This window comes from Pedobacter immunditicola (assembly GCF_037482985.1).
In the GTDB taxonomy this organism is placed as follows: domain Bacteria; phylum Bacteroidota; class Bacteroidia; order Sphingobacteriales; family Sphingobacteriaceae; genus Pedobacter; species Pedobacter immunditicola.
This window is the reverse complement of record NZ_JBBHKC010000003.1, coordinates 318839-344097: the sequence shown is the minus strand read 5'-3', so window position 1 is coordinate 344097 and position 25259 is coordinate 318839. Positions and strand designations below refer to the sequence as shown.

Sequence of the window (25259 nt, the reverse complement as noted above, 5' to 3'; positions counted from 1 at the left end):
TTTTTCGAAATGTAACCAGCATGAGCATACACTCCTCAAGAACAATGAAGATAGCTCATCATAGTTTCATCACCTTAAAAAAATATATCATGATGAAAAATACAGATACACATGCAGGTCCGTCTTTTTCCCTGCACAATAGAATGTACAGGGTACTATGGGGTTTAGTATCTGCATTATTGTTTCACCCATCCCCAAAGCCCCTTCATCACTGGAGAGCATTTCTGTTACGAATTTTTGGTGCCAAAGTAGGTAAAAATGTACATGTGTATCCCGGTACAAAAATTTGGGCTCCATGGAATCTCGTCCTTTTAGATGAATGTGGAATAGCAAAGGGAGCTATCCTTTATTCTCAAGGAAAAATTTTTATCGGCTATCGCGCAGTAATATCTCAAGGGGCGCATTTGGTAACTGGTACACATGACTACACAAAAACAGGCTTTCCGCTGATAACCATGCCGATACATATTGGAGATCATGCCTGGATAGCAGCCGAGGCATTCATTCATCCTGGCGTCACCATTGGAGATGGTTGTGTTATCGGGGCAAGATCCGTTGTAACTAAAGACATGCCCCCCTGGCAGGTCTGCGCAGGTCATCCTTGTAAGCCTATAAAAAATAGAGTTTTAACTAAAAAAAATGTTCATGGCAATTACATTAATGCGTGAAATACTCATAAAAAATGCGGTTCAGTCCGAAAACGGAATGCATTTGCATCAAGATCCCTTCAATGAAACATTGGATCTTACGATAGCCATTCCTGTTAAAAATGAGGAAGCTAATCTTTCAAAATGTTTAGCGGCCATAGGAAAAAACTTAGCAAAACATATTGTTGTCATAGATTCGGGCAGTACAGATCGTACAAAGGAAATTGCAGCCAGCTATGGTGTAGAATTAATTGATTTCAAATGGAATGGGAAATTTCCAAAAAAACGAAATTGGTACTTACAAAACCACCGTATAAAAACACAGTGGATCTTATTTTTGGACGCTGACGAATACCTCACACCAGCATTTAAATCAGAGTTGTACACGGCGTTGATGAAAGGTGATAAAGCAGGTTACTGGTTAAGCTACACAGTTTATTTTTTAGGAAGGCAATTAAAAGGAGGGTATCCTTTAAGAAAACTAGCGTTATTCCGGACTGAAAGTGGTGAGTATGAACATATCGATGAAGAACATTGGAGTAACTTAGATATGGAAGTACATGAACATCCTATCATAAATGGAAGTATTGGAACTATCAGAAGCAAAATAGACCACCAGGATTATCGTGGAATTTCAAATTTCATTCTTAAACATGATGAATATGCAAGCTGGGAAGCAGCAAGATTTTTAAAGGCAATGGCTTCCCCTGATGTTTCTTTAAAATGGACATTTAAGCAAAGGCTAAAATACAAATTAATGAACAGTGTTTTTCTGGCCCCTTTATTTTTCATGGGTAGCTACATCTTGTATGGTGGTTTCAGGGATGGCGCTACAGGCTTAACCCACGAAATTCTTAGAATGTCTTATTATATGCAGATATACAGTAGAATTAGAGAGCACCGGAACAAATTACTTCATCCTTAAATTTTTAATTATGAAAAAATTGGTCATCTCAACACTCCTAACGATTTCATTAGGGTGTGTAACTTTTTACAGTTACGGTTTAAGACCACCACCGCGTGGTCCGGGTAATGGCAACCCTCCCCAACAACAAAATGCGCCATTTGATGGCGGAGCCAGTTTACTTATTGCTGCAGGTGTAGCTTATGGTATGAAAAAAGCATATGACCGCAGAAAAAACCGAACTTAATCCAGTTTTCCCTTAAGTAACCAGCCAGTTAGGATGAGAATCCATACTGGCTATTTTTTACCAAACCTCATGAATCTTATTGAAAAATATTTTGACGTAGTTCATTTTTTTAAGTTCATCGCTTTAGTATTGCTATTTTACTATTTCTCAGTTGCATTTAATGGCCTGGTTTCTCCGGAAGGGGGTTTATATAGTGCTTTCCTGGACCAATATCTCAATTATATTGATTGGATAAGAAGCAGCATCATGTATGCAGCTATCGTTATTGCCTATAATTTAGGAACAGAAGCCTATATCGTTGGCTCACAATTGATCAATATTGAAAACGTTGTTCAATTAAACATCTGGCTGCCTTGTCTAGGTTTAGGGGTCATTAGTTTTTGGGTTGCCTTTGTGCTTACCAATGATGGACACTGGAAGAAAAAACTGGCCTGGTCACTTATGGGTATCGTTGCTATCTGTTTCATCAATACCTGGAGAATAGCTTTGTTGATCATTGCGTTGGACAATAAATGGACAGAACGCATTTCTATCGACCACCATGACCTTTTTAACATTGTAGCTTACACAATTATCGTCCTGATGATGTACCTGTACAACAGGAAAAAATCTACTACAGATTTAAATTCATTAACCACCGTCTAAAAATGCTGTATAGCACCTTATATAGCCGCATAAACTTCTTCTCGTCTTATTTCCTTACAAAAAACAATCAATATTATGCAAAAACGAGTTTTATTGATAGGAGGGAACTATTATCCTGAACCTATTGGAATTGGCAAGTATAATGGTGAAATGATCGAATGGCTTGCCCAAAATGGGTATGAATGTACAGTAATTACTTCTTTTCCATATTATCCACAATGGAAAATTCAACAACCCTATCTAAAAAATTCATTCTGGTATAAAAAGGAAACCAAATTTTGCAAGCCTTTTTATGAAAATAGCATCCAAATTTACCGATGCCCTCAATATGTGCCAGATAACCCTTCTGGAGCTAAAAGAATGTTACTCGGTCTATCATTCTTTCTTACTTCTTCGTTAATCGTCCTGAAGTTATTAACGAAGAGGAAGTACGATATTGTGATAACAGTAGCACCATCTTTTGAAACTGGCCTGCTGGCTATATTTTATAAATTTTTCAAAGGAGGAAGGTTTTTATACCATATTCAAGATCTGCAAATAGATGCTGCCCGGGATCTCAAAATGGTCAAATCTAAAGCACTGCTAAACGCAATGTTTAGCATAGAGAAATATATCCTTAAAAAGGCTGATGTCATTAGCACGGTTTCTACTGGAATGATGGATAAGGTGAAGGGTAAATGTAATAAACAAGTTGATTTTTTCCCTAATTGGGTAGATGCTAAAGTGATTTTCCCGATTACAAATAAAGGCCCCTTAAAGGAACTATTCAATTTTAAATCGTCTGATAAAATTGTTTTGTATTCTGGAGCAATCGGAGAAAAACAAGGGTTAGAGAACATCATGCTGGCTGCAAAAGCATTTACAGCTAACACACAGCTGAAATTTGTTATTTGTGGTTCGGGACCTTATCTGAACAAACTAGAAACGCTTAAAGAGACATTACAATTATCCAATGTCATCTTTATGCCCACGCAACCCGTTGAAAAACTGAATTGTTTACTAAACATGGCTGATCTGCATTTAATTATACAAAAAGCGAACGCAAGCGATCTGGTCATGCCCTCCAAGTTAACCAATATCCTGGCTGTTGGTGGCGTAGCAATCGTAACAGCTTTGCCAGACTCTTCATTATTTCAGTTAGTTTCAAATAATAATGTTGGCATAATTGCAGTACCAGAGGATGTTGAATCCCTGACAAAAGCCATTTTGAAAGGCATTACTGATAACACGAATGAAATTGGCATGAACGCGCTAGCCTATGCAAAAAAGCATTTTTCAATTGGGAATATTATTTCCACATACACCAAAAATATGCTTGAAAATGCTAATAATGTAGAAGAAAACTATCAGGCTGACAAAAGTTTCTATCCTTTAAGGCTTAATCCATAATGCGGTAACATTTAAAACCCGTACACAGATGCTATTAACAGATTCCTATTAATTAACTAGTTATGAAAAGCAGAATAAAATCCTATCTAAAACCCGGGATTGAGATCAAAGAAAGAGGTAATTATCTTGAATGTCCGATTGATGACCCATCGGAGGCCATCAAGGCAAATGCTCATTACTTCGGAAACCATGAATGGGCCGAAGAGTATCTTATCTATTGTCATAGAAGTGAAGCATTCAAAAGTCGTTGGACAGCAGCGATTGGCGATTGGAGCGATAAAGTGATCGTTGACATTGGTTGCGGACCAGGCAACATCTTTGCCACATTAAAAGGGAAACCGAAACTGTTAATAGGAATAGATGTGGCTCCTACATCCCTGGAGCTGGCCGCTGAACTTGGCTATCTACCAATATTGGCTGACGCAACCCATCTTCCCTTTAAATCCGAATTTGCAGATATTGTTACCTTAAATGCATCATTACACCATTGCGAAGATATGGAAGCGGTGTTAAAAGAAGCAGCACGGCTAGTAAAACCAGGTGGCTTGTTAATTACAGATCATGATCCACAGCGAAGTGCCTGGAATTATAAGGGTATAGCCAAATTACTTTGGATAGGCAGACTTTATTATTATAAGGTTATCGGCCATGGTTTTCATAAAACTTCAGATCAGCAACTTTGGGGCCTTGCATGTGAAATCCATCACAAACCGGGACATGGTGTAACCAAGGAGATGTTCAATGATTTACTTAAACCGATGGGTTTTAAAGTAAACGTGTTTCCACACAATCATGAATTGGGAGCAGAAGTGTTACAAGGTAATTTAGGTAGAGCATCTTTTAAGTACCGGATGGGCAATTTATTGTCGGGCAGAAATCCCAATGCTGATTCAAGTGCATTATCCTTAATGTGTGTAGCGGAAAAAATGTAATTCAAAATATTATAATTAAGCTTAAATGGAAACATTTAGGTTTTTTCTTAATGGTAAAAATATGGTCAATGAACGTACACCCAAGTTTCCACCGCTAATTGAACCTTTGCCCGGTACAGAAAACAGGCCCCGTTGGTCAGTGATGATTCCCACTTATAATTGCAGCAAGTATTTAAAAGCATGCCTTGAAAGTGTTTTGATTCAATCAAAATCAAAACAAGAGATGCAAATCACTGTGATTGATGACTTTAGTACGGATGATGATATTGAAAAACTTGTTGAAGAAGTTGGCATGGGAAGAATTGAATTTCATCGGCAACACCAGAATGTCGGAAGTTTGAGGAATTTTGAGACCTGTATAAAGAAATCCAGGGGAGAGTTGATTCATATCTTACACGGAGACGATCTCGTGAAACCTGGATTTTATAATGAAATAGAACACCTATTTACCAGGTATTCATCGATTGGTGCTGCTTTCACGGGTTTATCAAATATCGATGAAGATGGTGAATTAATGGAACATTATACCCCAGTACAAGAACACTCCGGTATCATAAAAAACTGGCTAATGGAAATATCAAAATGCCAGCTGTTACAAACCTGCTCAATTGTGGTAAAAAGGAAAGTATATGAAGAACTAGGCAGCTTCTTTGCTGTTCATTACGGTGAAGATTGGGAAATGTGGGTTAGAATAGCTTCCAGATTTCAGGTAGCTTACACACCTCAAAACCTGGCATTATATCGAGTACACAACAATAATATAAGCTCCAGGTGTTTGTCTACAGGCCAGAACGTTAGCGATATCAAAAAAGTAATTGACATCACGCAGAACTATCTGCCAACAGAAATAAGAAAAGAAAGAAAAGTGGAGGCAAGAAGGAATTTCGCTAATTACTTCACCATCAACGCACAGAAAATTTACCGGTTAGATCAAAACGCTCAAGTTGCCTTAACACAAGCAAAAGCAGCGTTTATGTTATCCAGAAATAAGGAAACGCTAGTGTCATTAGTGAAAATTTGCGTTAAAATTATGATTAAATACAAAAGTAAATCATAAGGGTAAAGTAGTGTCTTTGGCTAAAATTCACCTATTTAGTAAAAACTTAAAGAAGCCAATTTTTAAGCTGATTTCTAAATTCCCCGCCGGTTAAGTTCTTCACCTGAAACCTACCTACACTATACACCGCTGAAGAGTCAAAAGTCCGTTCTTCTGTTGTAAATGCAGCGTCAAAACCTACATCTCTCGCTATCGCTAAAGTATTATTATTGCAATTACCATAAGGATAGGCCAGGAACTGAATTTTACGACCTACAATTTTCTCTAAATAGTCCCTGTTTTCTACAATTTCCCTTTTTTGAAAAGCCGCATCATGTTGTGCCAAAGAAGGATGGTTAGCAGTATGGGAACCAATAGTAAACAAACTGGAATTTGCAAGCAGCTCCAAGTCACTGGCAGACATCGTTCTGTAATCAGCTCTTAGCCCATCTGCTACTTGGGCCCATTGCTGAATCTTTTTTAAGTAATGTTTTTGCTCCTTAAATGGTAAGACCTTAAGCAGGAGCCATAGTTCATAATACAACTTGGCTCTTAGTGTAGGTGGATCTTCCAAATAAGCTTTCCATTGTTTATGCAATTCAAAAATTTCAGTTGTTAAATAAGTTTCCTCCTCAAGGCAAAATACAAACTCTTTCCCTTCAATAAACATCATGAAAACAGGGGGAAGATTTTCTGTATTTAATATACAGTTTTCAAGTATATCCCACCAATATTCACATTCATGTTGATCATGTCTCGATGTGACAAAGAAGGTTGCCGGTACCTGATATTTCTCTAAAATCGGTTTTGCCATTTTAATATTGTCCATATATCCATCATCAAAAGTAATGGCTACCCGGTTTTTAAACCGACTTTTGGTCGTCATCAATTGCTGTAAGGATACTATTTTCGTCTTCTTTTTCAATACTTGCAGCTGCTGCTCAAATCGATCAGGACTTACCGCAAGGTCCCATATATCAAGCTCCTGTTCAGCAATCTTATGATACATGAGCACCAAAGATTTTTGCACAACACTATTTCTCAATCTGTTAAACAGCCTCAATTCCATTTTGCGGGATTTTTAATGACTTTTGCGGTTACAGTAACCTGAAAATGCGGATCATGAAAATTTAATTGATCAACGGCCACTTCATTAACACCCATACCATAAAGAAAGGCTGAAGCAATAAACACGTTACCGAAAGATTCAATTTTAGCAATATCCCCGGGAAAAGTTTCTGAAATGAGTCTTGTTAGCGCTTTATCGGTAAAAGACCAATACCATGTACTCTCCCAGGTTTCATGGTCAATAGGGGTAATACCAGGTGTGGTTAAAAGTAGAACACCATCCGGTTTTAAAATACGCTGACAGGTAGCTAAAGCGGCTTTAAAGTCATATATCAAATGTAAGGTCTGTGTTAATATAATACAGTCAAAAGTATTTTCTGGTATTTGTGGTGCATTACTTAAGTCGCCGATGAAGCTGGCCTTAGGATTAGTATCATTAATGTGAAGGATATCACTCTTGGAAATTCTATTTTGTCCGAACAGCAAAGAATATTCATTATCTCCGATTTCTAAAGTCCTGCCTTTGATATGATCAGCTTCCTGTTTTAAAAACTTCTCTATATAGTACCGATCAATGGGTCCCCCACGATCATACCCGAATTTTGTACTGAAAGGGGATAGCCTGTTAAAATCGCCGGTATACACCTCCCCGATAGCGGGATTATAAGATTTAAAGACACCAGCTTCATGCATCCAGCGCTTACAAAAGCCAGGTGTTTTTTCCTTCAAAATAGATTTTAGCCTCATTTGATTTTTGAATAAAATTTTAATGAAAAGTTTGAAACTTCGGAATGGGCAATACCTTGCAAGGGTTAAAAAACGGGGTATGGTAACGGCTATTTTCTGATTGACAAGTTGATTATAAAGCAGTGAGCCATAATAATTTTTAAATGAACGCTGTCCCGTATGGTATGCCCGTTTTTCTTGTAAAGTATGCAGGTCTTTTTTCTGTTTGTGCAATACTTTCAATGCGGAATTTAAAATTAAGGGAATATTACCCGAGGTATTTGTTTGATGAATGCGATAGGCTGCAATCTTATGTGTATGATGAAAAACAGGAAATCTTTTAGTGATATTAAAATATAGATCATAGTCTTCACATGCCCTTAAAGAGTCATCATATAAAACATGATCAAACACCCATCTTCTAAACATAACCGTGGCATGCATCCCAATGTAATTGCCGCAGAGTAAATGAATATAATGGTCAGCATTAATTTGTTTGACTACATCAACCGTGTCGTTGCTGTCCACAAACACTTTTTCATGTGCACCAGAAACAAAAGCTAACTCATTATTCCATAAGAGGTAACTCATATTGGTTTCAATGGCTTTTGGTAAAAGCCAGTCATCGGCATCTAAGAATATCAAATACGCTCCTTTACTGCTTAAAATACCTTTATTTCGTGCTGCAGAAGGGCCAGCGTTTTGTTGATGGATATACTTTACTTCAATATGCTCTTTTAATATATCTTTTGTATTGTCTGTAGAGCCATCATCGACAACAATGATTTCTACATCAGCGTAATTTTGCGACCAAATGCTTTCCAGCGCATTTAACAGGTATTTACCCTGATTAAAGCATGGTATGATGATGGAAACTAAAGAAGAATCTTTCTGATCTATAATTGTCATTTTTTAATCTATAAAAAATCCCGATGATGTTTGTAATAGAATCTTAGTCCCGAAATGATGCCACAGACTTCCGCGAAGATGGTCTTTAAGCGCAAACGATTGTGGGGAAAACCCTTCACTAACAATTTCAAATAATACCTGGGAAATTGCCTTAATCTATGTCTTTTATAGTCAGCTTCCGGAAGCTGTTTTTGCTGAACAAGGGCGGCTGTTGTGAAACCCCGCATGTAATAGAACAATTGCTTTCTTAATGCTTTTAATTCTTGCCGGTGTTCATGAAAAGCAATGCACATTGGGTTATAATAAATGGAGTATCCTTTAGCTAATATCCGAAACCACAATTCTGAATCCCCGTTACAACCTGCGGCTCCGACGTCAAGGATCTCGTTGAAATACCCGGTTTTATTTAAAATAGATTTCCGGAAAGCCATGTTTGCTCCAGCACCAATTTCCCAAACAGGGGGGCCCGTTGGCAGGGCCGATATAAAATAATTTTCATCATAAATCTTTTCTATATAACCACGGTTAAAACTCCAATGCTTTTCAAAAATAAACTGCGCTTCAGTGTCAAGCGTTAAAGGAATGACTAACCCCGTCATTGCTCCAACTTTTTGATCCCGGAATGTTTCCCAAATGCGGTAAACCCATAAACGATGAACAATTACATCATCATCGGTGAAAGCTATGATAGCTTGTGTGGAATTCCATATTCCTGTATTTCTTGCATTATCAAGGCCTTTTTTGGGCTCCCTGACATATTTAAGGCCCTGAAAACCTTCCACTACAACTTTGGTTGAATCATCAGCGGGATCATTATCCACAACGATAATTTCTTCAGGCTGGCACTCCAGCTTTTTAATCGCCAAAAGGCATTGCTGTAATTGAGCAGCCCTGTTATGTGTACAAATTACGACAGACACCGGAACAGTAAATGGAATAGTGATTGATGTAAATTTATCAAGTACCTTTCTCATCCACTCATTCCAGCAGTCGAGTTTTTTAAGCCTGATCCAACCTTCCCAATCCTCATTGCTATTCAGTAAATGTTTAGAATAAAATGATATAAATGGTTTAATGGCTCTAATCAGATGTTCATCATAATCACTTTCTGACATGTGTTGATCAGGATCTATGAAACATTGACCCAATCCGATGTCATTCCACCAAAAAACCACATAACTCCCTGCGCCCTTCGTTTCAAATTTCGGATTGACTAGTGACTTGTTAAGCTCAATATGGTGGATGATATAGGGAAGAAACACTTTCATACTTTATTTGAGATAGAGTTCTAAATTAAAAGTCGTCTGTTCGATCTGAAAGGGGAAATGAGGACGTACAGCACCCATCCATTTACCACACCATTTCATTTCAGACCTGTAGTCTTCCAGATCAAAAGACATGCACTCTTCAAAGTAAAATAAGGGAATCGAATCATCGCCAGTTATTTGGATAGAAATATAATAAGAGCCATCATTCAAAAAATTCCCGGGGATGACACATTCACCTTCAATAAGTCCTTTATCAAAATGCTTTGAAAAAGATTGATTATCAAAAATGCATTCTCCGGTATAAGAAAAGAGATGCAAGCCGATAGAAATATAAATATCGTCGGATAAATTCCAGAATTTAAATTTAACAGTTAACGGTGTTCTGATATCAAGAGAATCATCCGCATTTACAAATTGTGGAATCAGTGCAACCTCTTTAAAACGGATAAAATCGTTGCCGGGAGCATTCTCAGCACCCCAGCTTTGTTTAAGATTAAACTGCTGATTACTGGCGAGATACTTATTAACCACTCCAGCGCAGTCACCCATATCTTTCACCACACCTTTGTTTAACCATAAAGCTTTATTACAAAGGTTCTGAACAGCTTGTGTGTAATGACTCACCAGAAGAACTGTCCTTCCTTCATTTTGTGAAACCTCCTTCATTTTAGCAAAGCACCTTTTTTGAAAATCTACATCACCAACTGCTAAAACTTCATCCACAATTAAAATATCCGGTTCCAGGTGGGCAATGACCGCAAAAGCAAGCCGAACGTACATCCCCGAGGAATATCTTTTCACCGGTGTATCCAAAAACTTTTCAATACCAGAAAACTCAACTATTTCATCGAATTTCCGCAGTATTTCACGTTTGTTCATTCCAAAGGTGTAACCACTGATAAATATATTCTCTCTACCTGTTAGATCAGTATAAAAACCAGTACCTACTTCCAGAATACTACTAATTTTGCCAGTACCCTTAATTGAGCCTTTAGTAGGCTTCACAATCTTGGACAGGATTTTAAGTAGGGTAGATTTGCCCGAGCCATTGCTACCAATAATCCCCAGAGCATCACCTTGTTTTACCTCGAAAGAAACATTATTCAGTGCCCATAAATTCTGATTGGATAGGTGAGGTGTATCATCTGTGAGAAAATAAGGATCATCCTTTTTAAGAACGGATGTTTTCCACCAGTAATTCAAATCCTGCCTTAGAGAACCCGAACCGATCTCACCCAGCCGGTATAATTTTGAAATCTTATTGATCTCCAATACATTTTCTGCCATGGCCTGCCTATATTACATCAATGAGTTTAGCTCCTTGTTTGTTAAATAATAAGATTGCTATAAAAAAAGACACGGTCATAAATACCATGCTATATAGAAGTTGGTAGGGAGATACGATGCCTTCACCTAACAAGCCCAGGCGAAACAATTCAAATAAAGAGCTTAAAGGATTGAGCTCCACAACCCATCGGATATTTTCTTTCACTAAGGACAAGGGATATATAATGGGTGTTCCAAACATTAAAAGTCTTAGCGATATTTCGACGAAATTGGTTAGATCACGATACTTTGCGGTAATAATAGAAAAGAAAAGCCCTATACTAAGGCTAATCATTCCCACTGTAAAAACAACTAACGGAAGCATAAGCAAGTACCAGGTAAAGGTGATATGGAAACCTTTAAATAAAATAAAATAGCCTAAAATGATGATGAGTAAAGCTAATTGTATAAGAAAACGAAAAAACTGTGTAATAGTTAAAGCTAATGGTACAATTAACCTTGGAAAATAAACCTTACTAAACAAATGAAAATTATCACGAAAAACTTTAGAAGTTGCTAAAAAGCTTTCACTAAAAAAGTTCCACAGCACAATTCCGGAGAAGTAGAACAAAACAGGCGGCAATTTTCCACCAACTTCAACACCAATTACTTTATTGAATATAAATACATAGGTAAGAGTGGTGAGGATTGGTTGAAATAAAACCCATAGCGGTCCTAAAAGTGTTTGCTGGTAATTTATTAAAAACTCTTTCCTCACTAACCTAAACAGCAGGTGATAATAGGAAAAAAGTTCACTCAAATTAAAATCAAAGTAGCTGCTTTTAGATTGAATGACCCATTTTAATTTATTCTCCGAACCCGACATATTAAAATTATGAGTGTAATTATAGGAAGTAAAATACTATAAAATATTTTACTGTTATACTTCCTTAACATACTGACTATCAAATTGATTACAGGGTTACAACTGGGAAGGGAGACAAAAAAGTGAAATCCTGATTTAAAGGATAAAAACACTGTTTTACAACGTTAAACCACTTTAAAAGTGTGTATATCTTGTGTAAACGATTGTTTATTAATGGCGATAGAAAATTTTGTATAGAACCAAAAAAGCCTCCAAAATCATTGATTTGAAGGCTTTTGTTTGGTGATCCCGCTGGGATTCGAACCCAGGACCACTACATTAAAAGTGTAATGCTCTACCAGCTGAGCTACGGAATCATTCTCTTTTTGAAGAGGGTGCAAAGATAGAAACTTTCAGTCAAGTTCAAAATATTAATTGAAATTAATTGAAATCATGATTCATTCTGCTGGTAATTTCAAGCAATTGAAAGCTTTGCCTGACCTTTTATTTTAAAAAATCCTCACGTAAAGGCGTAAATACATCGATTAAAATTCCTGGTTCAATACAAACACAACCATGTATTTCATGTGGCGGCACATAATAGCCATCTCCCTTTTTGATGATACATTTATTTTCACCGATCGTCATTTCGAAAACACCACTGTCAACATAGGTCACCTGCGAATGGTGATGCTCATGTAATGTGCCAACTGCTTTGGCTTCAAATTTAGCTTTCACCAGCATGATCTTGTCATCGTAACCAAAAATTTTCCGCATGATTCCATTACCCAAATCATCCCATTCAGTTTGGTCTTCCAGTTGAAATAAACTCCCTTGTAACATCATCTTAAATTAAATTCAATTCCTAATCAACTGCCAATATAAACCTTCAACCAATTAAATACTATATTAGAGCCAAAGATTTTTTATGCCCTTGTACTTATTAATTGCCTTAGTATCCATTTTAACGCTCAATGTATCTATCCAGGCCCAAACCTCAGCGGATAACCGCATGGTTAAATTTGAGAATAACAAACTAGTTTATAACCAGGACAAAGAGTTCAACCGTATCCCGGATTTTAGTTTCGCAGGTTACAAAAACAGTAATGTGGATGTTCCCGCAATCAAAAACGTGATTAGAACCATTTCTCCTATACCAGGCGACAATACCGATCATATCAATAAGGCTATACAAGCAAGTAAAAATGTCCCAAAAGATGACCATGGGCAGAGAGGCGTTTTACTCCTTAAAAAGGGTAAATATGATGTCTATGGAATAATTAATGTTGATGTTGATGGTCTGGTGATCAGGGGCGAGGGCTCCGGCAATAATCCGGATGAAGCAACGGTAATTTATGGCAGGGGAAATTCACCTGCCCAGCGAAACATCATGGTGGTAGGGAGCGGTACAAAAAAATGGCAGAAGGCAACGCTTCAAACTGATATCGTTACCGACTTTGTGCAGGTTAGCAGTAATTCCTTCGAAATAAAAGACGCAAAGCCTTATCAGATAGGAGACCTGATTGTCATTGAGCATCCATGTTCTGAAGATTGGTTGAAAGCAGTTGATTATGGTGGTACAGCGGATGATACGATCGGCAAATGGACGGTTGGTTTCAGGCCAATTGTTTTCAAAAGGACCATCACTAAAATTAAGGGGAACCAGGTGACTATAGACGTGCCCTTTTATAATCATTTAAACAGAAAACTTTCGCAGTCTGTTATCTACAAGGTAAAAGATGATGTGAAATCCAATATCGGCATAGAAAACTTGCGAATAGAAATTCTGGACTGGAAAGAAAGAGATAACGATGAAGACCATGCTAAAAGTGCACTGCAAATGGCTGGTGTAAAAGATTCTTGGATTAAAGATGTGTCCGCGGCCAATTTCTCCATGTCAGGCTTTTCTTTTGTCAATGCAGAAAGAGTTTCTGTATTGAATTGTATTGCCGAAGACCCGGTGTCCCTGATCAAAGGAGGGCGGAGATATAATTTTAGTGTAGATGATTATTGTGGACAGATCCTTTTCAAAGATTGTATAGCGAAAAAGGGAAGACATAATTATGTTTCTAACGGCACCACTACCGTGGCGGGAATTGTATACCTTAATTGTTTATCTGTCGATCCTTATGCCACAACAGAAGGCCATCGCCAATGGTCGATGGCCATGCTTTTTGATAACTTTAAAGATATAGGAACCATGCCAAAGAATAAATTAGTGCTCGGTATCTATAACCGCGGGAGTTATGGCACCGGTCATGGCTGGGCCAATGCGCACAGTGTGCTTTGGAATTGTGATGTAAGAAGAGAAGATGGACAGCATGGAATTATGACCTGCCAGAAACCGCCAACAGCCCAGAATTATGTGATCGGCGGATATGGCACGGTTAATAAAAATACACCTTTTCCACAATACCCCTACGGTTATGTGGATGGAGTTAACCAACCCATGGCTGGCTTATTACCAGAATCGTTGTTTTTGCAACAATTAAAAGAAAGATTGGCTCAGCATTAAAGCGTCACTGCTGTAGCATTAAAGAAACGTTGCTTTATCTTTCAAATCAGCGAAGGGTAGACCAAGAAACCAGGCCCTACCAACATCGACCTCCACCGGACCTGCTACCGACCTGGTACCGGAAATTGGGTAGCAGGCCAGACTCAAACCACTGCCAGGTATAGCGCTCATTCAACCCTTCTTTAAATGATCCTTTCATCTATGCTTACTGAACCGTAAGTCAACCATAGCAGTTCTTTTCCTTATGATCAAAATGACGGCATTTTTTGCTTTATTTCTGCTTTGTTAAAAACTTAATAAACAAGCGTTTGTTCATTGATAAAGCATATCACCATTAAAATCCGAGGTATCATGGAAAAAGAAATCAACCAACCATCTCCGGAAAGCATCATGCAAATAGGAACCGGATTCTGGGCTTCAAAAATTCTGTTAACAGCAGTAAAATTTCAACTGTTTACATTGCTTGCCGAGCAAAAAACGATGTCTGCAAAACAAATCAAAACTGCGCTAAACTTTGGATGTACTGACAGAAATGTATATGACTTTCTGGACACGCTCACGGCATTTAAATTTTTGACCCGGGAGGGAATACTGGAAAACGCTGAATATGCTAACAATGTTCACACCGATGTGTACCTGGACAAAAACAAATCATCTTATATTGGTGGGTTACTGGAAATGCTGAACAATCGTTTGTATCAGCATTGGGGCAACCTGGAAGAAGGGCTGCTGACCGGCCTTCCGCAAAATGAGGCGAAGAATGAAGGCGGAAATCTTTTCGAGGCCCTTTACAAAACTCCTGAAAAATTAAGGGAATTTATCAATGCCATGAGTGGTATCCAAAAGCTCAATTTTATGGCTTTTGCTCAAAAATTTGATTTCTCCAATTATAAAACCCTCACTGATGTAGGCGGGGCAAGTGGCCTATTGTCATTATTAGTGGCCAGGCACCAGCCCCATATGTCCTGCACAAATTTTGACTTACCTGCCGTAGAACCTATTGCAAAGGAAAATATCGAACAATTTGACCTGGCAGACAGGGTGAATACGGCATCTGGAGATTTTTTTACTGATCCCATTCCGGCAGCAGATGTGGTTGTCATGGGCAACATTCTCCATGATTGGGATGAAGAGAAAAAAATAAACCTGATGAGAAAGGCCTACCAGGCCGTTCCGGAAGGGGGTGCTTTTGTTGCCATAGAAAGTGTGATTGATAATGACAGGAAACAAAACGCCTTCGGCCTGATGATGAGTATCAATATGCTTATCGAAACCGGAAAGGGTTTTGACTATACTTTCAACGATTTCAACAATTGGGCGAAGACCGTAGGTTTCAGATCCACTGCCTTAGTTCCATTGGCAGGGCCATCAAGTGCTGCAATCGCCTATAAGTGAAATTCTATAATTCTATTTTCGCTTTTGTCCTTCATTATTCGTTTTCATAGAATTACATCCTTCACTTAGAAACAGAAGTTGTATGTTTATAAAAAAAAGGTTTAATTACCTCAATAAATAAAGGAGTAAATTGCTAAATAAATACAATTCCTATCAGTTGCTTTTAATCAGTTTGGTGTCCGCAATATTTGTGATATACCCTGATATAACCTGGCTGCCCTTCGAATTAAAAGGACTACAATCATCGGAAAAGAACAATCATATCGTTTTTTTCTTATTTCGATATGCATTCTTTGTTGGCTTGATTTTCAGCCTCATCAAACTTAATTTACACTATCTACAGTCCGCTTGCTTTAAGAAACGGCTGATTTTCAGTACGATAAGTTCTATTATAACTTATGCTATTTATGGAGGAATCTCTTTTTTGGTTTTCACAAAAGTCAGGCACTACGGTAGTTTAGTGCTGTTTCAGTTTTTTGTTGTTTCCATCCTGGTTTCCCTGATTGGGCATATCATCGTTCTATATACCGAAAAAAGGAAAAAAGAGCAGGAGATTGAGGAGTTAACGATAAAAAGCCTGCAAAGCCGTTACGATGCACTGACTAACCAGATTAATCCACATTTCTTTTTCAATTCACTGAATGGCCTAACGTCCTTAATCCGAAAAAAAAATGATGAAATAACACTGACCTATGTGAGTAAGCTGTCGGATGTTTTCGCTATATCCTGCAAAGTGATAAAAAAGGATTGGTAAGCCTGGGAGAGGAGCTCGCCTTTGTAAATTCCTTTCGCTATATGATGGAAGTCCGCTTTGCTAACAAAATGGAGTATAACGTCTACATGGATCAAAATATGTTAGCCTATCGACTACCGGTGCTGTCAATCCTTCCGCTTCTTGATAACATCGTTGTCCATAATATCATTGATAGCGATCACAAAATGATCATCGATATCTATTTTAACGATAAAAGCGAATTGGTTGTTTCAAACCCTATTTTTCCAAAACTATCTAGTCCGGTAACCAATGGTACTGGTCTTAAAAACCTGGAGAGCCGCTTTTTGTTATTAACGGGAAGATCAATAAAAATTGAAGATGATGGGATTACTTTTACTGTTTATTTACCACTAAAGTAATCGTATATGAAGGTACTGATCGTTGAAGATGAAACAGCGGCTTATGAAAGCTTAGTAGAAATTTTAAAAGAAATTGATCCGACTATTCAGGTGTCAGGAAATACCGAAAGTGTGGGTCAGACCATAAACTGGTTAAAAACACATCCGGCTCCAGATTTAATAAAGTGCGTTGGCCACTGCCGCAAAAACTGGTGGAAAAGGAGGTTCTCCCATACCAGTAGGGTCGTACTCATTTTGAACAAAATGTATATCAATTGTTTTCGGTGCCTCGTTCATCCTGATCATTCGGTAGGTCGTGAAGTTGTCCTTTTGCGGCGCTCCGTCTTTGAAAGGAAGTTCTCCATAGAGCGCGTTTCCGATACCGTCAATAATAGCACCTTCAGCCATGTTGGTCGCAGCATCTTTGTTAACCACAATACCGCAGTCAATCGCAGCCACCACTTTTTCAACGTGGGGAGCATTGTTTTTCATGACTACATCTACAACTTCTGCTACATAAGAATTATGGCAAAAATAAGCAGAGACACCACGGTGTTTGGAGTTCCCATAAAAGTAAAAACCCTGCTAATCTATACGATTGCAGGGTTTTTAGGTTTTGATGATGAATCTGGTGATCCCGCTGGGATTCGAACCCAGGACCACTACATTAAAAGTGTAATGCTCTACCAGCTGAGCTACGGAATCATTCCCCTTTTAAGAGGGTGCAAAGATAGATTTATTTTTATCATATTCTAATTTATCTCACAATTATTTCGAGGAAGAGTCAATAATCAGAGATAGTTCCTCCAAAAAGGCAAGCTGACGTTCGTTAATCTTCACTTGAGCATGCTTGAAATCAAACCATGCAGCCTTATCAATTTCAGGAAAACTTTGAAGCTTACCTGACCGAGGTGGCCATTCCATTTCAAAAGTATTACATACAATGGTTTCAGGATCGAGGTTTCCCTTAACAGCCCAACATTCAACCTTTTTTCCGCCTTTTTGTGTGACCGGCTTTAATTTAATAAAATCACCAGCCAGCCGGTATCCGGTCTCTTCTTCAAACTCCCTCAACGCATTATCGAGCGGCTCTTCATTTTCCAAGGGTTCGCCTTTAGGAATTGTCCACCAGCCTTCATCTTTACGGCGGAAAAAGGGACCACCGGGATGAACCAGAAAAAACAACAGTTGACTTTTCTCCAATTTATATAGCAATATACCAGCACTGATTTTTCCCATTGACACAACTTAAGTAATTCTTCTCCGATCTAAAGCTTCAACCCATTCATTATGCTCACAATTCTCACAAACGACCAGATCAGTGATTTCCATAGGATAAATACTGCCACATTTAGCACAGGCATACAGTCCTGGTTTCGTAATCTGTTGTTGCTTTTTATTATAATCATCAGGTAAAATCGGCAAACCCGGTAAAACTTCGTCATCTGGAAAGTAAAACACACTGATCCTTCCGGTATCTTCCAATATTGCATACCTGATTTGCCCCAGGTGTTCGATATTATGGCTTCGGAGTTCGCCAAAAAACTCATCAGAACCCAAATTCTGGCCATTGACACTCTTTAAGCTAAGCTTCCCATGTTTAATGATATACATAGGCTTGCCTTCTAAAAGCAATTCAACTTTCTCATATTTAGTGATTAACATAATGATCAGCCGATAAATGCCCAGAATAATGACAAATACGGCAACAGCATGAAACAGACCAACGTCTTTATAAAACATGGAATCACCTGCAGCAGATCCCAAAGTAATAATCATCACCATCTCGAATATAGATAGTTGTTGGACCCCTCTTTTACCCGTAAATCTCAAAATGATCACCACCGCCAAAAACATCAGCGGGGTACGAAATAATATTTCAAGGAAGAAGGAATAAGGTTCATCATTAAAAAGTATTCTATGCCAATCTACTTCCATATCGCTACTGGTTTGTATGTTTAGCAAACATCATATTCGCTTAAATGTTTGATCTTACCCAGCTTAGAGCCGTATAAATACCTATTTTTATAAATAAATAATTATTAATGATAATAATGCTATTGATTAAAAATAAATTGTACATTTATATCAATTGCAACTTATACTGTAATTAAGTATATACACGCAGAAGAAATTATATTTCTTTGTGATTATCCTCCTCCTAAATTGATATAGTCATGAAAAGAAAAATCTTAATTATTGATGATGATCAGGCTGTTTTAGAAATCCTAAATGAGTGGCTAAGTCAAGATGGGTTTCAAGTAAAGGGTATTTCAGAAATTAAAAACATCTTAGATGTAATTGATACTTTTAACCCACATGTTATACTTCTCGATTTCCTTCTCAAAGGAACCAATGGTGGTGAGTTATGTTATCAAATAAAAAGCAGTTATAAGTATAACCTTTTACCGGTAATTATTTTTTCCGCATTCCCTGAACGGGTATTATCGCTTGAGCGCTACCGCTGCGATCTTTTTATACAAAAGCCATTTGACCTGAATACATTGGAGCAACAAATCAATGAATTAATTTCGCCAATTAATTGTGATTATGTAGATCACTTAACATAACCTAGGTTTTATCCTGCTTCCCATCTTTTTCCTTTTTCCGCACCACAGCCTTCAATTGCTGATGCATATGTATCAGGTCGCCTATTAAAAAGTAGTCTTTTAAATTACTCCTGATACTTTTACGCATAATCCGGCGAACAACATCCTTATTTACTTCCCCGACTTCTTTTACGCCAATTAACAATTCTAAGGATATCAAGGCCAATAATGCACCGATGATAAACAGAAATTTCCAGTCATGGATGGAAACCACGCGAATCACTTGATTCACACCTGGACTAATCCAGCGGGCACCGAGTGAAAGGCTTTTATCAGCAAAGACATCGGCCAGGAAACCGCCGATTAAGGGTCCGATAGACGAAAACACCGAAGTGATAATGTTTTTAACAGATAAATATACAATAGCGTCTTTCTTTGGAGAAAGCTTTAAACCAATATTGGTCAGCGAAAGATTAATACCAGAGGTGGCCATTCCGCTAATCATTTGAATAACCACCAGTAAGGCCATGTTAGCATAAAGATGAGGGAAACTACCTACAAAGCACCAACCTATCATGCATAAAATATATAAGGGTGCACTTATGGAAATGATGCTTTTATTACTGTACCGGTCTGAAAAAGCTCCCCAGGTACGGATGGTTAGAATACTGAAAATCTGACTGATTGTCGCCAAAACAATGATATAAGAAATTGGCAACCTCATGCTTTTAAGCAAAAACACAATAAAAAATGGGGTAGCGATGTTTAGGGCAAATACCCATGCAGAATTAAATAGCAGCAGTCTTTTGAAATTTTCATTTTGCATTGGCCGTTTAAACAAGGCAAAAATATTTGTGTTAGATAAGTAAGATTGTGGTTCGGGTGCTTTTGACAATATAACGCCTCCAATAATACCGATAATACCTGCGGCAATAAAGAAAACGCCATATACCGTTAATTCATACTCCATATAAAAACTCTTCACAAAATCCAGCAGCAAGGCAAGGCTAAGACTCAACACTACATTTAATGTCTGCGTATACCGGCTTCTTTTGGAAAAATAATCTCCCAACATGTTTTCTGGCACCATGTCTTTCATCCATGAATTCCAACTTGGCCCCGCAATAGAGCCAAACAGGTAATAAAAGAAGAGAAAAAAGATAAGGACGTTAATGGAGGTGCTTGAAGAGGTTAACACCAGGATTCCAACAATGATTAATGGAAACCTAGCCAGAAATGCACAATAAACAGTTACGGCACGCCTGTTATTAAATTTACCCACCAACCAGATGGATAAGAGCTGGAAGATATTGGTGAACATCGGCAAAGCTGCCAACACCCCGATTTCTACATTACTGGCACCCAGCAATAGCGCCATTGAAACCAGGAAAGCTCCCCCAGTAAAAGAAGTCATAACTTCAGAAGTTAAGCCATCCCATATTACTACTTTCAGTCCTTTTTGTACTTCTTCTTCAGTTAAAAACTCCTTAGGCTTCAAATCCATAGCCACTATATTTTAGCCTAAACTGTTTCGGGCTTGTATTCAATCGTGATCCTCATGGATAACAATTTTTTTTATATAGAGTTTAGAATTTAATTTGCATTTTATGCAGGCATGAACCGGATTAACATTTTTACAGGAACCCAACAATGACTCCATATTGCTTGATTATCTTTGATGACCGCCCGTTTAATTGAAATGGGATGATTAAGATAAATGCATTTATAGAATAGTCCATAAAAAACATAACATGTACGAAGACCGAATTAAAAGAACCGAATTAATTGATAAAATAATGACTGCTGAACAAGCAGCAGCAATGTTTAAAGATAAAATGGTGGTTGGATCAAGTGGATTTACAAAAGCGGGAGACAGTAAAGCTGTTCTTCCTGCGCTGGCAGAAAGGGCTTTAACCGATCCGCTTAAAATCACACTGATGACCGGAGCTTCGTTAGGTTATGGTACTGATGGTGCATTGGCAGCTGCGAAAGCAGTTTCTTTAAGATTGCCTTTTCAGGTAGATCCTATTTTGCGTAAAGCCATTAATAATGGCGAAATCATGTTCATTGATCAGCATTTGGGTGAAACGGCAAATTTATTAAAGGCTAATAATTTTCCAAAAATTGATATCGCAGTTTTAGAAGCTATTTTAATTGAAGAGGATGGGAGTATTGTCCCGACTACTTCTGTCGGTAATTCCGGTGCTTTTGCGGCACTTGCCAACCAGATTATTATTGAAGTCAATCTGGCAGTGCCGTTTTCTCTTTGCGGTTTGCATGACTTGTTTTCCACCGGTGATTACCCTCACCGTTCAGAAATCCCGATCGTCGCAGCAGATACCCGAATAGGAAGAACCACGATTCCCATTGACCCCAAGAAAATAATTGGAATTGTGATGACCAACAAAGTGGATGCACCTGCAGAAGTTGCACCACCAGATGAGGCTACAAAAATGATTGCTAAACACCTGGTTAGCTTTTTCGCCAATGAAGTGAGTATTGGCAACCTCCCTAAATCATTACTTCCATTACAGGCAGGAATCGGTAAAGTAGCCAATGCAGTACTTGATGGTTTTAGAGAAGGTGACTTTGAAAACTTAACGATGTACTCTGAGGTATTGCAGGATAGCACTTTTGACCTATTGGATTCGGGTAAAATGACATTTGCATCGGGGTCATCAATTACAGTTTCTGAAAGTTATTACAAACGCATTTTCAGTGATTTTGAAAAATATAAAAACAAAATAGTGTTGCGCCCACAAAGTGTCAGCAATGCAGCGGAAGTAATTCGCCGCCTGGGTGTGATTACGATGAATACTGCTTTGGAATGTGATATTTATGGAAATGTTAATTCTACACATGTTCATGGTACACATATGATGAACGGAATTGGCGGCTCTGGTGATTTTTCCCGTAATGCTTATTTAAGTGTCTTTGTTACTTCGGCTTTGGCTAAAGGAAATTCCATTTCCAGCATTGTTCCTATGGTATCCCATGTGGATCACACAGAGCATGATGTGGATATAATTGTAACTGAACAGGGTTTAGCCGACCTTCGTGGTCTTGCACCAAGACAAAGAGCAAGAAAAATTATTGACAATTGTGTGCATCCATTTTATAGGGAACAATTGAATGATTACTTTGAAAGGGCTTGTTTAAATGGCGGACAAACACCACACTTGTTGCAGGAAGCTTTTAGCTGGCATACCAGGTTAAAAGAAACGGGAACAATGAAAGCTGTTGACTAACATTTCACAAACAAAGCCTGATTATTTTGTTATTACCTAGGTGATAATCAGCATATGAATCTTCAGGAAATCATTATACAAAAGATACAGGATGAAGGTCAGATCCGTTTCCATGATTTCATGGAAACGTGTTTATACTACCCGGAATTAGGCTATTATACCTCGGGCAGGAATAAAATTGGAAGCGGCGGCGATTTCTATACCAGCGCCTGTCTCACACCTGTATTTGGGGCAATGATTGGCAAACAGCTGGAGGAAATGTGGTTAGCATTGGGCAGCAACAGTTTTACCATTGTCGAATATGGTGCAGGTGAGGGCAGCCTATGCCATGACATACTGGATTACCTTCAACACAATGAAAAATTGTATCAACAGCTAAACTATTGCATCATTGAGAAAAGTGCTGCGATGCGCCATATTGAAAGGAGCCACTTGCCTGATAAGGTAACCTGGTTCAATTCTATTGAGGAGATTTCTGCTATAACTGGCTGTATCCTATCCAATGAGTTGCTGGATAATTTTGCAGTACACCCGGTGCTGATGGAAGATGAACTCCTGGAAGCTTACATAACGTATGAAAATGGCTTTAAAGAGGTTTGGAAACCAGCCAGTCAGGAATTAAAAGGCTACCTACAAGAATTAGGGATGGAGCTGTCCAAGGGTTTCCGTACAGAAATTAACCTGCAGGCGCTCGAATGGTTAAAAACCATTGCCCAATCCCTAACCCGGGGTTTTGTGCTTACCATTGATTATGGGTATTTGATAGCAGAATTGTTTAAACAAGGCAGAAGTCAAGGTACACTCCTGGGATATTGTCATCATTCAATTTCTGACAACCTGTATGATCATGTGGGCCAGCAGGATATTACTGCACATGTTAACTTTTCCGCGCTAATCCACTGGGGGGAGAAATATGGTTTAAGAACTTGCGGTTATACCGATCAGTGCCATTTTCTCCTTGGTTTAGGATTCAAAAAGGCTTTAGAGAACCAGTTTTCAGCGACAAAAAATGTAATTCAGGCAGCCAGACAAGTATCAGTGATCAGCCATACCTTGTTGTATGATATGGGTTTAAAATATAAAGTCCTGATTCAGGAAAAAGGGGTGGGGGAAGTCAGGTTTAATTATAATGCTTAAATTCACCAATTATCAAAAAACACACCATGAAGCCACTAATTTCAATTGAGTACTGTCCAAAATGCGGATGGATGTTACGCTCAGCCTATATGGCGCAGGAACTGTTAAACACATTTACCGATGCAATTAAGGGCGTAAGCCTGATTCCCAGTGAAACAGGTGGTGCTTTTATCATTTCAATTGATGATGTAATCATATTTGACAGGAAAGAAATGCAGCGTTTTCCGGAAATTAAGGAACTAAAGCGTCTGGTTAGAGACTATGTAAATCCGGAAATGGATCTGGGTCACACGGATCATAAATAAGCCTTTCTCTGTTTTAGCCACTCTCCAATCCAAAACACCAACATAGCGATAACTGCCCCAAAAAGCATATCCGACATGCGGCCTTGTACTGTGATGTTGATATTTCCAGTGGCGCCGGCAGTGGAATTAGTAAGGGCAAGGGGGGTAATAAACAATAATGCGAGACCGTAGTTGCGACCTACCACCACCTCGGTAGCAAATTGAAGCGTAGCGATCATCAAAACCAATAGCAGGCCGCTCGGCTTTATAAGCATGATTGCTTCAAAAATTAACACACCGAATAGGGTACCCAGTACCCTGTGCAGCGCCCTGATATTGGTTAAGCGCCGGTTATGCCCCGATTGCAAAATGGCAATTGTAGAAATGACAACCCAATAAGCACGGTGGGCACCTAATGGCTTGCTTAAAAAACTAGCCAGGGTTACTGCAATAACTACACGGACAATCACAGTTGTATTTTGCTTATCCAGTTTTAATTTAGGATATAATGCCTGCAAACCTGACGCAGTACCAAGACGTTTTCGAAAGGAGGGTATAGCGAGGGGTACAAGCACAACAAGGATGGCCAGAATACTACCAAGGGCAACTAGCAAAGGAATGGTGTATTCCTGAAGGTAAGTATGTTGTAAGTTGACTGTATTTGCCATCCGGCCACTTAAAGCAGCAACCAATACAAACATCAATGGCCCCGGGGAGCCAATTCCGAAGCCTACTGATAGCAAACAGCTCATTGCGGCAACAAAAATCTGACAGGCGATTGTTAACCACTCGTTTCCTGAACACAATACGCCTAAAGTGGAACAGACAATAAAACCAAGCGCTAAAATAGGCAAAACCTTGACGCGGTCGTTCCGCTGAAGTTTAGCACAATACAAGGCTGTAAATCCGCCTAAGGCAGCAATTAATCCAAAAGTCTGGTTGCCAAGCAGTGTAAACAATCCCATTGGCAACAGTATGGCCACTCCCGCTTCAACACCAACCGACCATCGCCAGGGACTTGGATTAAGTTGTAAGAGGCTACGAACAGCATGTCGGGTGTACCTGAGACGTTTACGACGTTTAACTGGGGTCATCTGAATAATATAGCATAAATAT

General features: G+C 38.6%; 26 protein-coding genes, 2 tRNA genes and 1 pseudogene. 15 read left to right on the top strand and 14 right to left on the bottom strand.

What is annotated here, in order from left to right:
• Positions 1–89: 89 nt before the first annotated feature.
• The 7 genes from WG905_RS06575 to WG905_RS06545 all read left to right on the top strand — a co-directional run bounded on the left by WG905_RS06575 (position 90) and on the right by WG905_RS06545 (position 5821).
• Positions 90–668: a WcaF family extracellular polysaccharide biosynthesis acetyltransferase gene (locus tag WG905_RS06575; RefSeq protein WP_339590907.1), complete on the top strand. Its 579-nt coding sequence runs from the start codon at positions 90–92 to the stop codon at positions 666–668.
• On the top strand, positions 646–1572 hold the full coding sequence (locus tag WG905_RS06570) for a glycosyltransferase family 2 protein (protein ID WP_339590906.1): 927 nt from the start codon (positions 646–648) through the stop codon (positions 1570–1572). The genes WG905_RS06575 and WG905_RS06570 overlap by 23 nt, the downstream gene beginning before the upstream one ends.
• Before the next feature lie 10 nt (positions 1573–1582).
• Positions 1583–1798 carry a PID-CTERM protein-sorting domain-containing protein gene (locus tag WG905_RS06565; protein ID WP_339590905.1) on the top strand — a complete coding sequence of 72 codons (216 nt, stop codon included), beginning with the start codon at positions 1583–1585 and terminating at the stop codon, positions 1796–1798.
• Between the two features lie 33 nt (positions 1799–1831).
• The gene (locus WG905_RS06560) at positions 1832–2443 is read left to right on the top strand and encodes an exosortase/archaeosortase family protein (RefSeq protein ID WP_339590904.1); all 612 of its coding nucleotides are present in this window, start codon (positions 1832–1834) and stop codon (positions 2441–2443) included.
• A gap of 75 nt (positions 2444–2518) precedes the next feature.
• On the top strand, positions 2519–3832 hold the full coding sequence (locus WG905_RS06555) for a WcaI family glycosyltransferase (RefSeq protein ID WP_339590903.1): 1314 nt from the start codon (positions 2519–2521) through the stop codon (positions 3830–3832).
• Positions 3833–3894: 62 nt separating this feature from the next.
• Positions 3895–4764, top strand: a complete 870-nt coding sequence (locus WG905_RS06550) for a class I SAM-dependent methyltransferase (RefSeq protein WP_339590902.1) — start codon at positions 3895–3897, stop codon at positions 4762–4764.
• 25 nt (positions 4765–4789) lie between these two features.
• The gene (locus WG905_RS06545) at positions 4790–5821 is read left to right on the top strand and encodes a glycosyltransferase family 2 protein (protein WP_339590901.1); all 1032 of its coding nucleotides are present in this window, start codon (positions 4790–4792) and stop codon (positions 5819–5821) included.
• A 46-nt stretch (positions 5822–5867) separates the two neighbouring features.
• Here the strand turns inward: WG905_RS06545 and WG905_RS06540 are convergent, their stop codons facing one another.
• From WG905_RS06540 to WG905_RS06510, 7 genes are all read right to left on the bottom strand, one after another.
• A complete protein-coding gene (locus WG905_RS06540; RefSeq protein ID WP_339590900.1) occupies positions 5868–6869 on the bottom strand; it encodes a polysaccharide deacetylase family protein in 1002 nt (333 codons plus the stop codon).
• Entirely contained in the window at positions 6860–8503 is a 1644-nt protein-coding gene (locus WG905_RS06535) for a glycosyltransferase (protein WP_339590899.1), read from the bottom strand. The genes WG905_RS06540 and WG905_RS06535 overlap by 10 nt, the downstream gene beginning before the upstream one ends.
• Before the next feature lie 8 nt (positions 8504–8511).
• Complete coding sequence (locus tag WG905_RS06530) at positions 8512–9771, bottom strand: glycosyltransferase family 2 protein (protein WP_339590898.1); 1260 nt, start codon at positions 9769–9771, stop codon at positions 8512–8514.
• 3 nt (positions 9772–9774) lie between these two features.
• On the bottom strand, positions 9775–11058 hold the full coding sequence (locus WG905_RS06525; RefSeq protein ID WP_339590897.1) for an ABC transporter ATP-binding protein: 1284 nt from the start codon (positions 11056–11058) through the stop codon (positions 9775–9777).
• A gap of 7 nt (positions 11059–11065) precedes the next feature.
• A complete protein-coding gene (locus tag WG905_RS06520; RefSeq protein ID WP_339590896.1) occupies positions 11066–11857 on the bottom strand; it encodes an ABC transporter permease in 792 nt (263 codons plus the stop codon).
• Between the two features lie 346 nt (positions 11858–12203).
• Positions 12204–12279: transfer RNA gene (locus WG905_RS06515), tRNA-Lys, on the bottom strand.
• Between the two features lie 127 nt (positions 12280–12406).
• Positions 12407–12748, bottom strand: coding sequence for a cupin domain-containing protein (locus tag WG905_RS06510; protein ID WP_431844503.1), 342 nt, complete (start codon positions 12746–12748; stop codon positions 12407–12409).
• Positions 12749–12830: 82 nt separating this feature from the next.
• Between WG905_RS06510 and WG905_RS06505 the strand changes: the two genes are divergently transcribed.
• Complete coding sequence (locus WG905_RS06505; protein WP_339590895.1) at positions 12831–14417, top strand: peptidoglycan-binding protein; 1587 nt, start codon at positions 12831–12833, stop codon at positions 14415–14417.
• An 18-nt stretch (positions 14418–14435) separates the two neighbouring features.
• Here the strand turns inward: WG905_RS06505 and WG905_RS06500 are convergent, their stop codons facing one another.
• Entirely contained in the window at positions 14436–14588 is a 153-nt protein-coding gene (locus WG905_RS06500; RefSeq protein ID WP_339590894.1) for a hypothetical protein, read from the bottom strand.
• Between the two features lie 180 nt (positions 14589–14768).
• On the opposite strand from WG905_RS06500, the gene WG905_RS06495 reads away from it, so the two are divergent.
• The 3 genes from WG905_RS06495 (at position 14769) to WG905_RS06485 (ending at position 16946) form a co-directional block, all read left to right on the top strand.
• The gene (locus WG905_RS06495) at positions 14769–15812 is read left to right on the top strand and encodes a methyltransferase (RefSeq protein WP_339590893.1); all 1044 of its coding nucleotides are present in this window, start codon (positions 14769–14771) and stop codon (positions 15810–15812) included.
• 424 nt (positions 15813–16236) lie between these two features.
• On the top strand, positions 16237–16566 hold the full coding sequence (locus WG905_RS06490) for a histidine kinase (RefSeq protein WP_339590892.1): 330 nt from the start codon (positions 16237–16239) through the stop codon (positions 16564–16566).
• Positions 16567–16607: 41 nt separating this feature from the next.
• A complete protein-coding gene (locus tag WG905_RS06485) occupies positions 16608–16946 on the top strand; it encodes a LytS family sensor histidine kinase (protein ID WP_339590891.1) in 339 nt (112 codons plus the stop codon).
• Between the two features lie 156 nt (positions 16947–17102).
• On the opposite strand, the pseudogene WG905_RS06480 reads toward WG905_RS06485, so the two are convergent.
• The 4 genes and pseudogenes from WG905_RS06480 to WG905_RS06465 all read right to left on the bottom strand — a co-directional run.
• Positions 17103–17492: pseudogene (locus WG905_RS06480) on the bottom strand (molybdopterin cofactor-binding domain-containing protein); the annotation flags it as partial.
• Positions 17493–17554: 62 nt separating this feature from the next.
• Positions 17555–17630, bottom strand: a tRNA-Lys gene (locus WG905_RS06475).
• 63 nt (positions 17631–17693) lie between these two features.
• A complete protein-coding gene (locus tag WG905_RS06470) occupies positions 17694–18164 on the bottom strand; it encodes an NUDIX hydrolase (RefSeq protein WP_339590890.1) in 471 nt (156 codons plus the stop codon).
• 9 nt (positions 18165–18173) lie between these two features.
• Positions 18174–18863: a DUF421 domain-containing protein gene (locus WG905_RS06465; RefSeq protein ID WP_339590889.1), complete on the bottom strand. Its 690-nt coding sequence runs from the start codon at positions 18861–18863 to the stop codon at positions 18174–18176.
• A 239-nt stretch (positions 18864–19102) separates the two neighbouring features.
• Here WG905_RS06465 and WG905_RS06460 point away from each other — a divergent pair, with 239 nt between their 5' ends.
• Positions 19103–19495, top strand: a complete 393-nt coding sequence (locus WG905_RS06460) for a response regulator (protein WP_339590888.1) — start codon at positions 19103–19105, stop codon at positions 19493–19495.
• 1 nt (position 19496) lies between these two features.
• Here the strand turns inward: WG905_RS06460 and WG905_RS06455 are convergent, their stop codons facing one another.
• Positions 19497–20978: an MFS transporter gene (locus WG905_RS06455; protein ID WP_339590887.1), complete on the bottom strand. Its 1482-nt coding sequence runs from the start codon at positions 20976–20978 to the stop codon at positions 19497–19499.
• A 247-nt stretch (positions 20979–21225) separates the two neighbouring features.
• Between WG905_RS06455 and scpC the strand changes: the two genes are divergently transcribed.
• From scpC to WG905_RS06440, 3 genes are read left to right on the top strand one after another with little or no spacing between them, the layout of a single operon-like run.
• A complete protein-coding gene (gene scpC, locus WG905_RS06450; RefSeq protein WP_339590886.1) occupies positions 21226–22722 on the top strand; it encodes a succinyl-CoA:acetate CoA-transferase ScpC in 1497 nt (498 codons plus the stop codon).
• A 54-nt stretch (positions 22723–22776) separates the two neighbouring features.
• Positions 22777–23859 carry a class I SAM-dependent methyltransferase gene (locus WG905_RS06445; protein WP_339590885.1) on the top strand — a complete coding sequence of 361 codons (1083 nt, stop codon included), beginning with the start codon at positions 22777–22779 and terminating at the stop codon, positions 23857–23859.
• A 26-nt stretch (positions 23860–23885) separates the two neighbouring features.
• Positions 23886–24164 (top strand): Rdx family protein, encoded by a 279-nt coding sequence (locus WG905_RS06440; RefSeq protein WP_339590884.1) that lies wholly within the window; start codon positions 23886–23888, stop codon positions 24162–24164.
• Here WG905_RS06440 and WG905_RS06435 read toward each other — a convergent pair.
• Positions 24155–25237 carry an FUSC family protein gene (locus WG905_RS06435; protein ID WP_339590883.1) on the bottom strand — a complete coding sequence of 361 codons (1083 nt, stop codon included), beginning with the start codon at positions 25235–25237 and terminating at the stop codon, positions 24155–24157. The two genes, WG905_RS06440 and WG905_RS06435, sit on opposite strands and share 10 nt — an antisense overlap.
• Positions 25238–25259 lie beyond the last annotated feature (22 nt).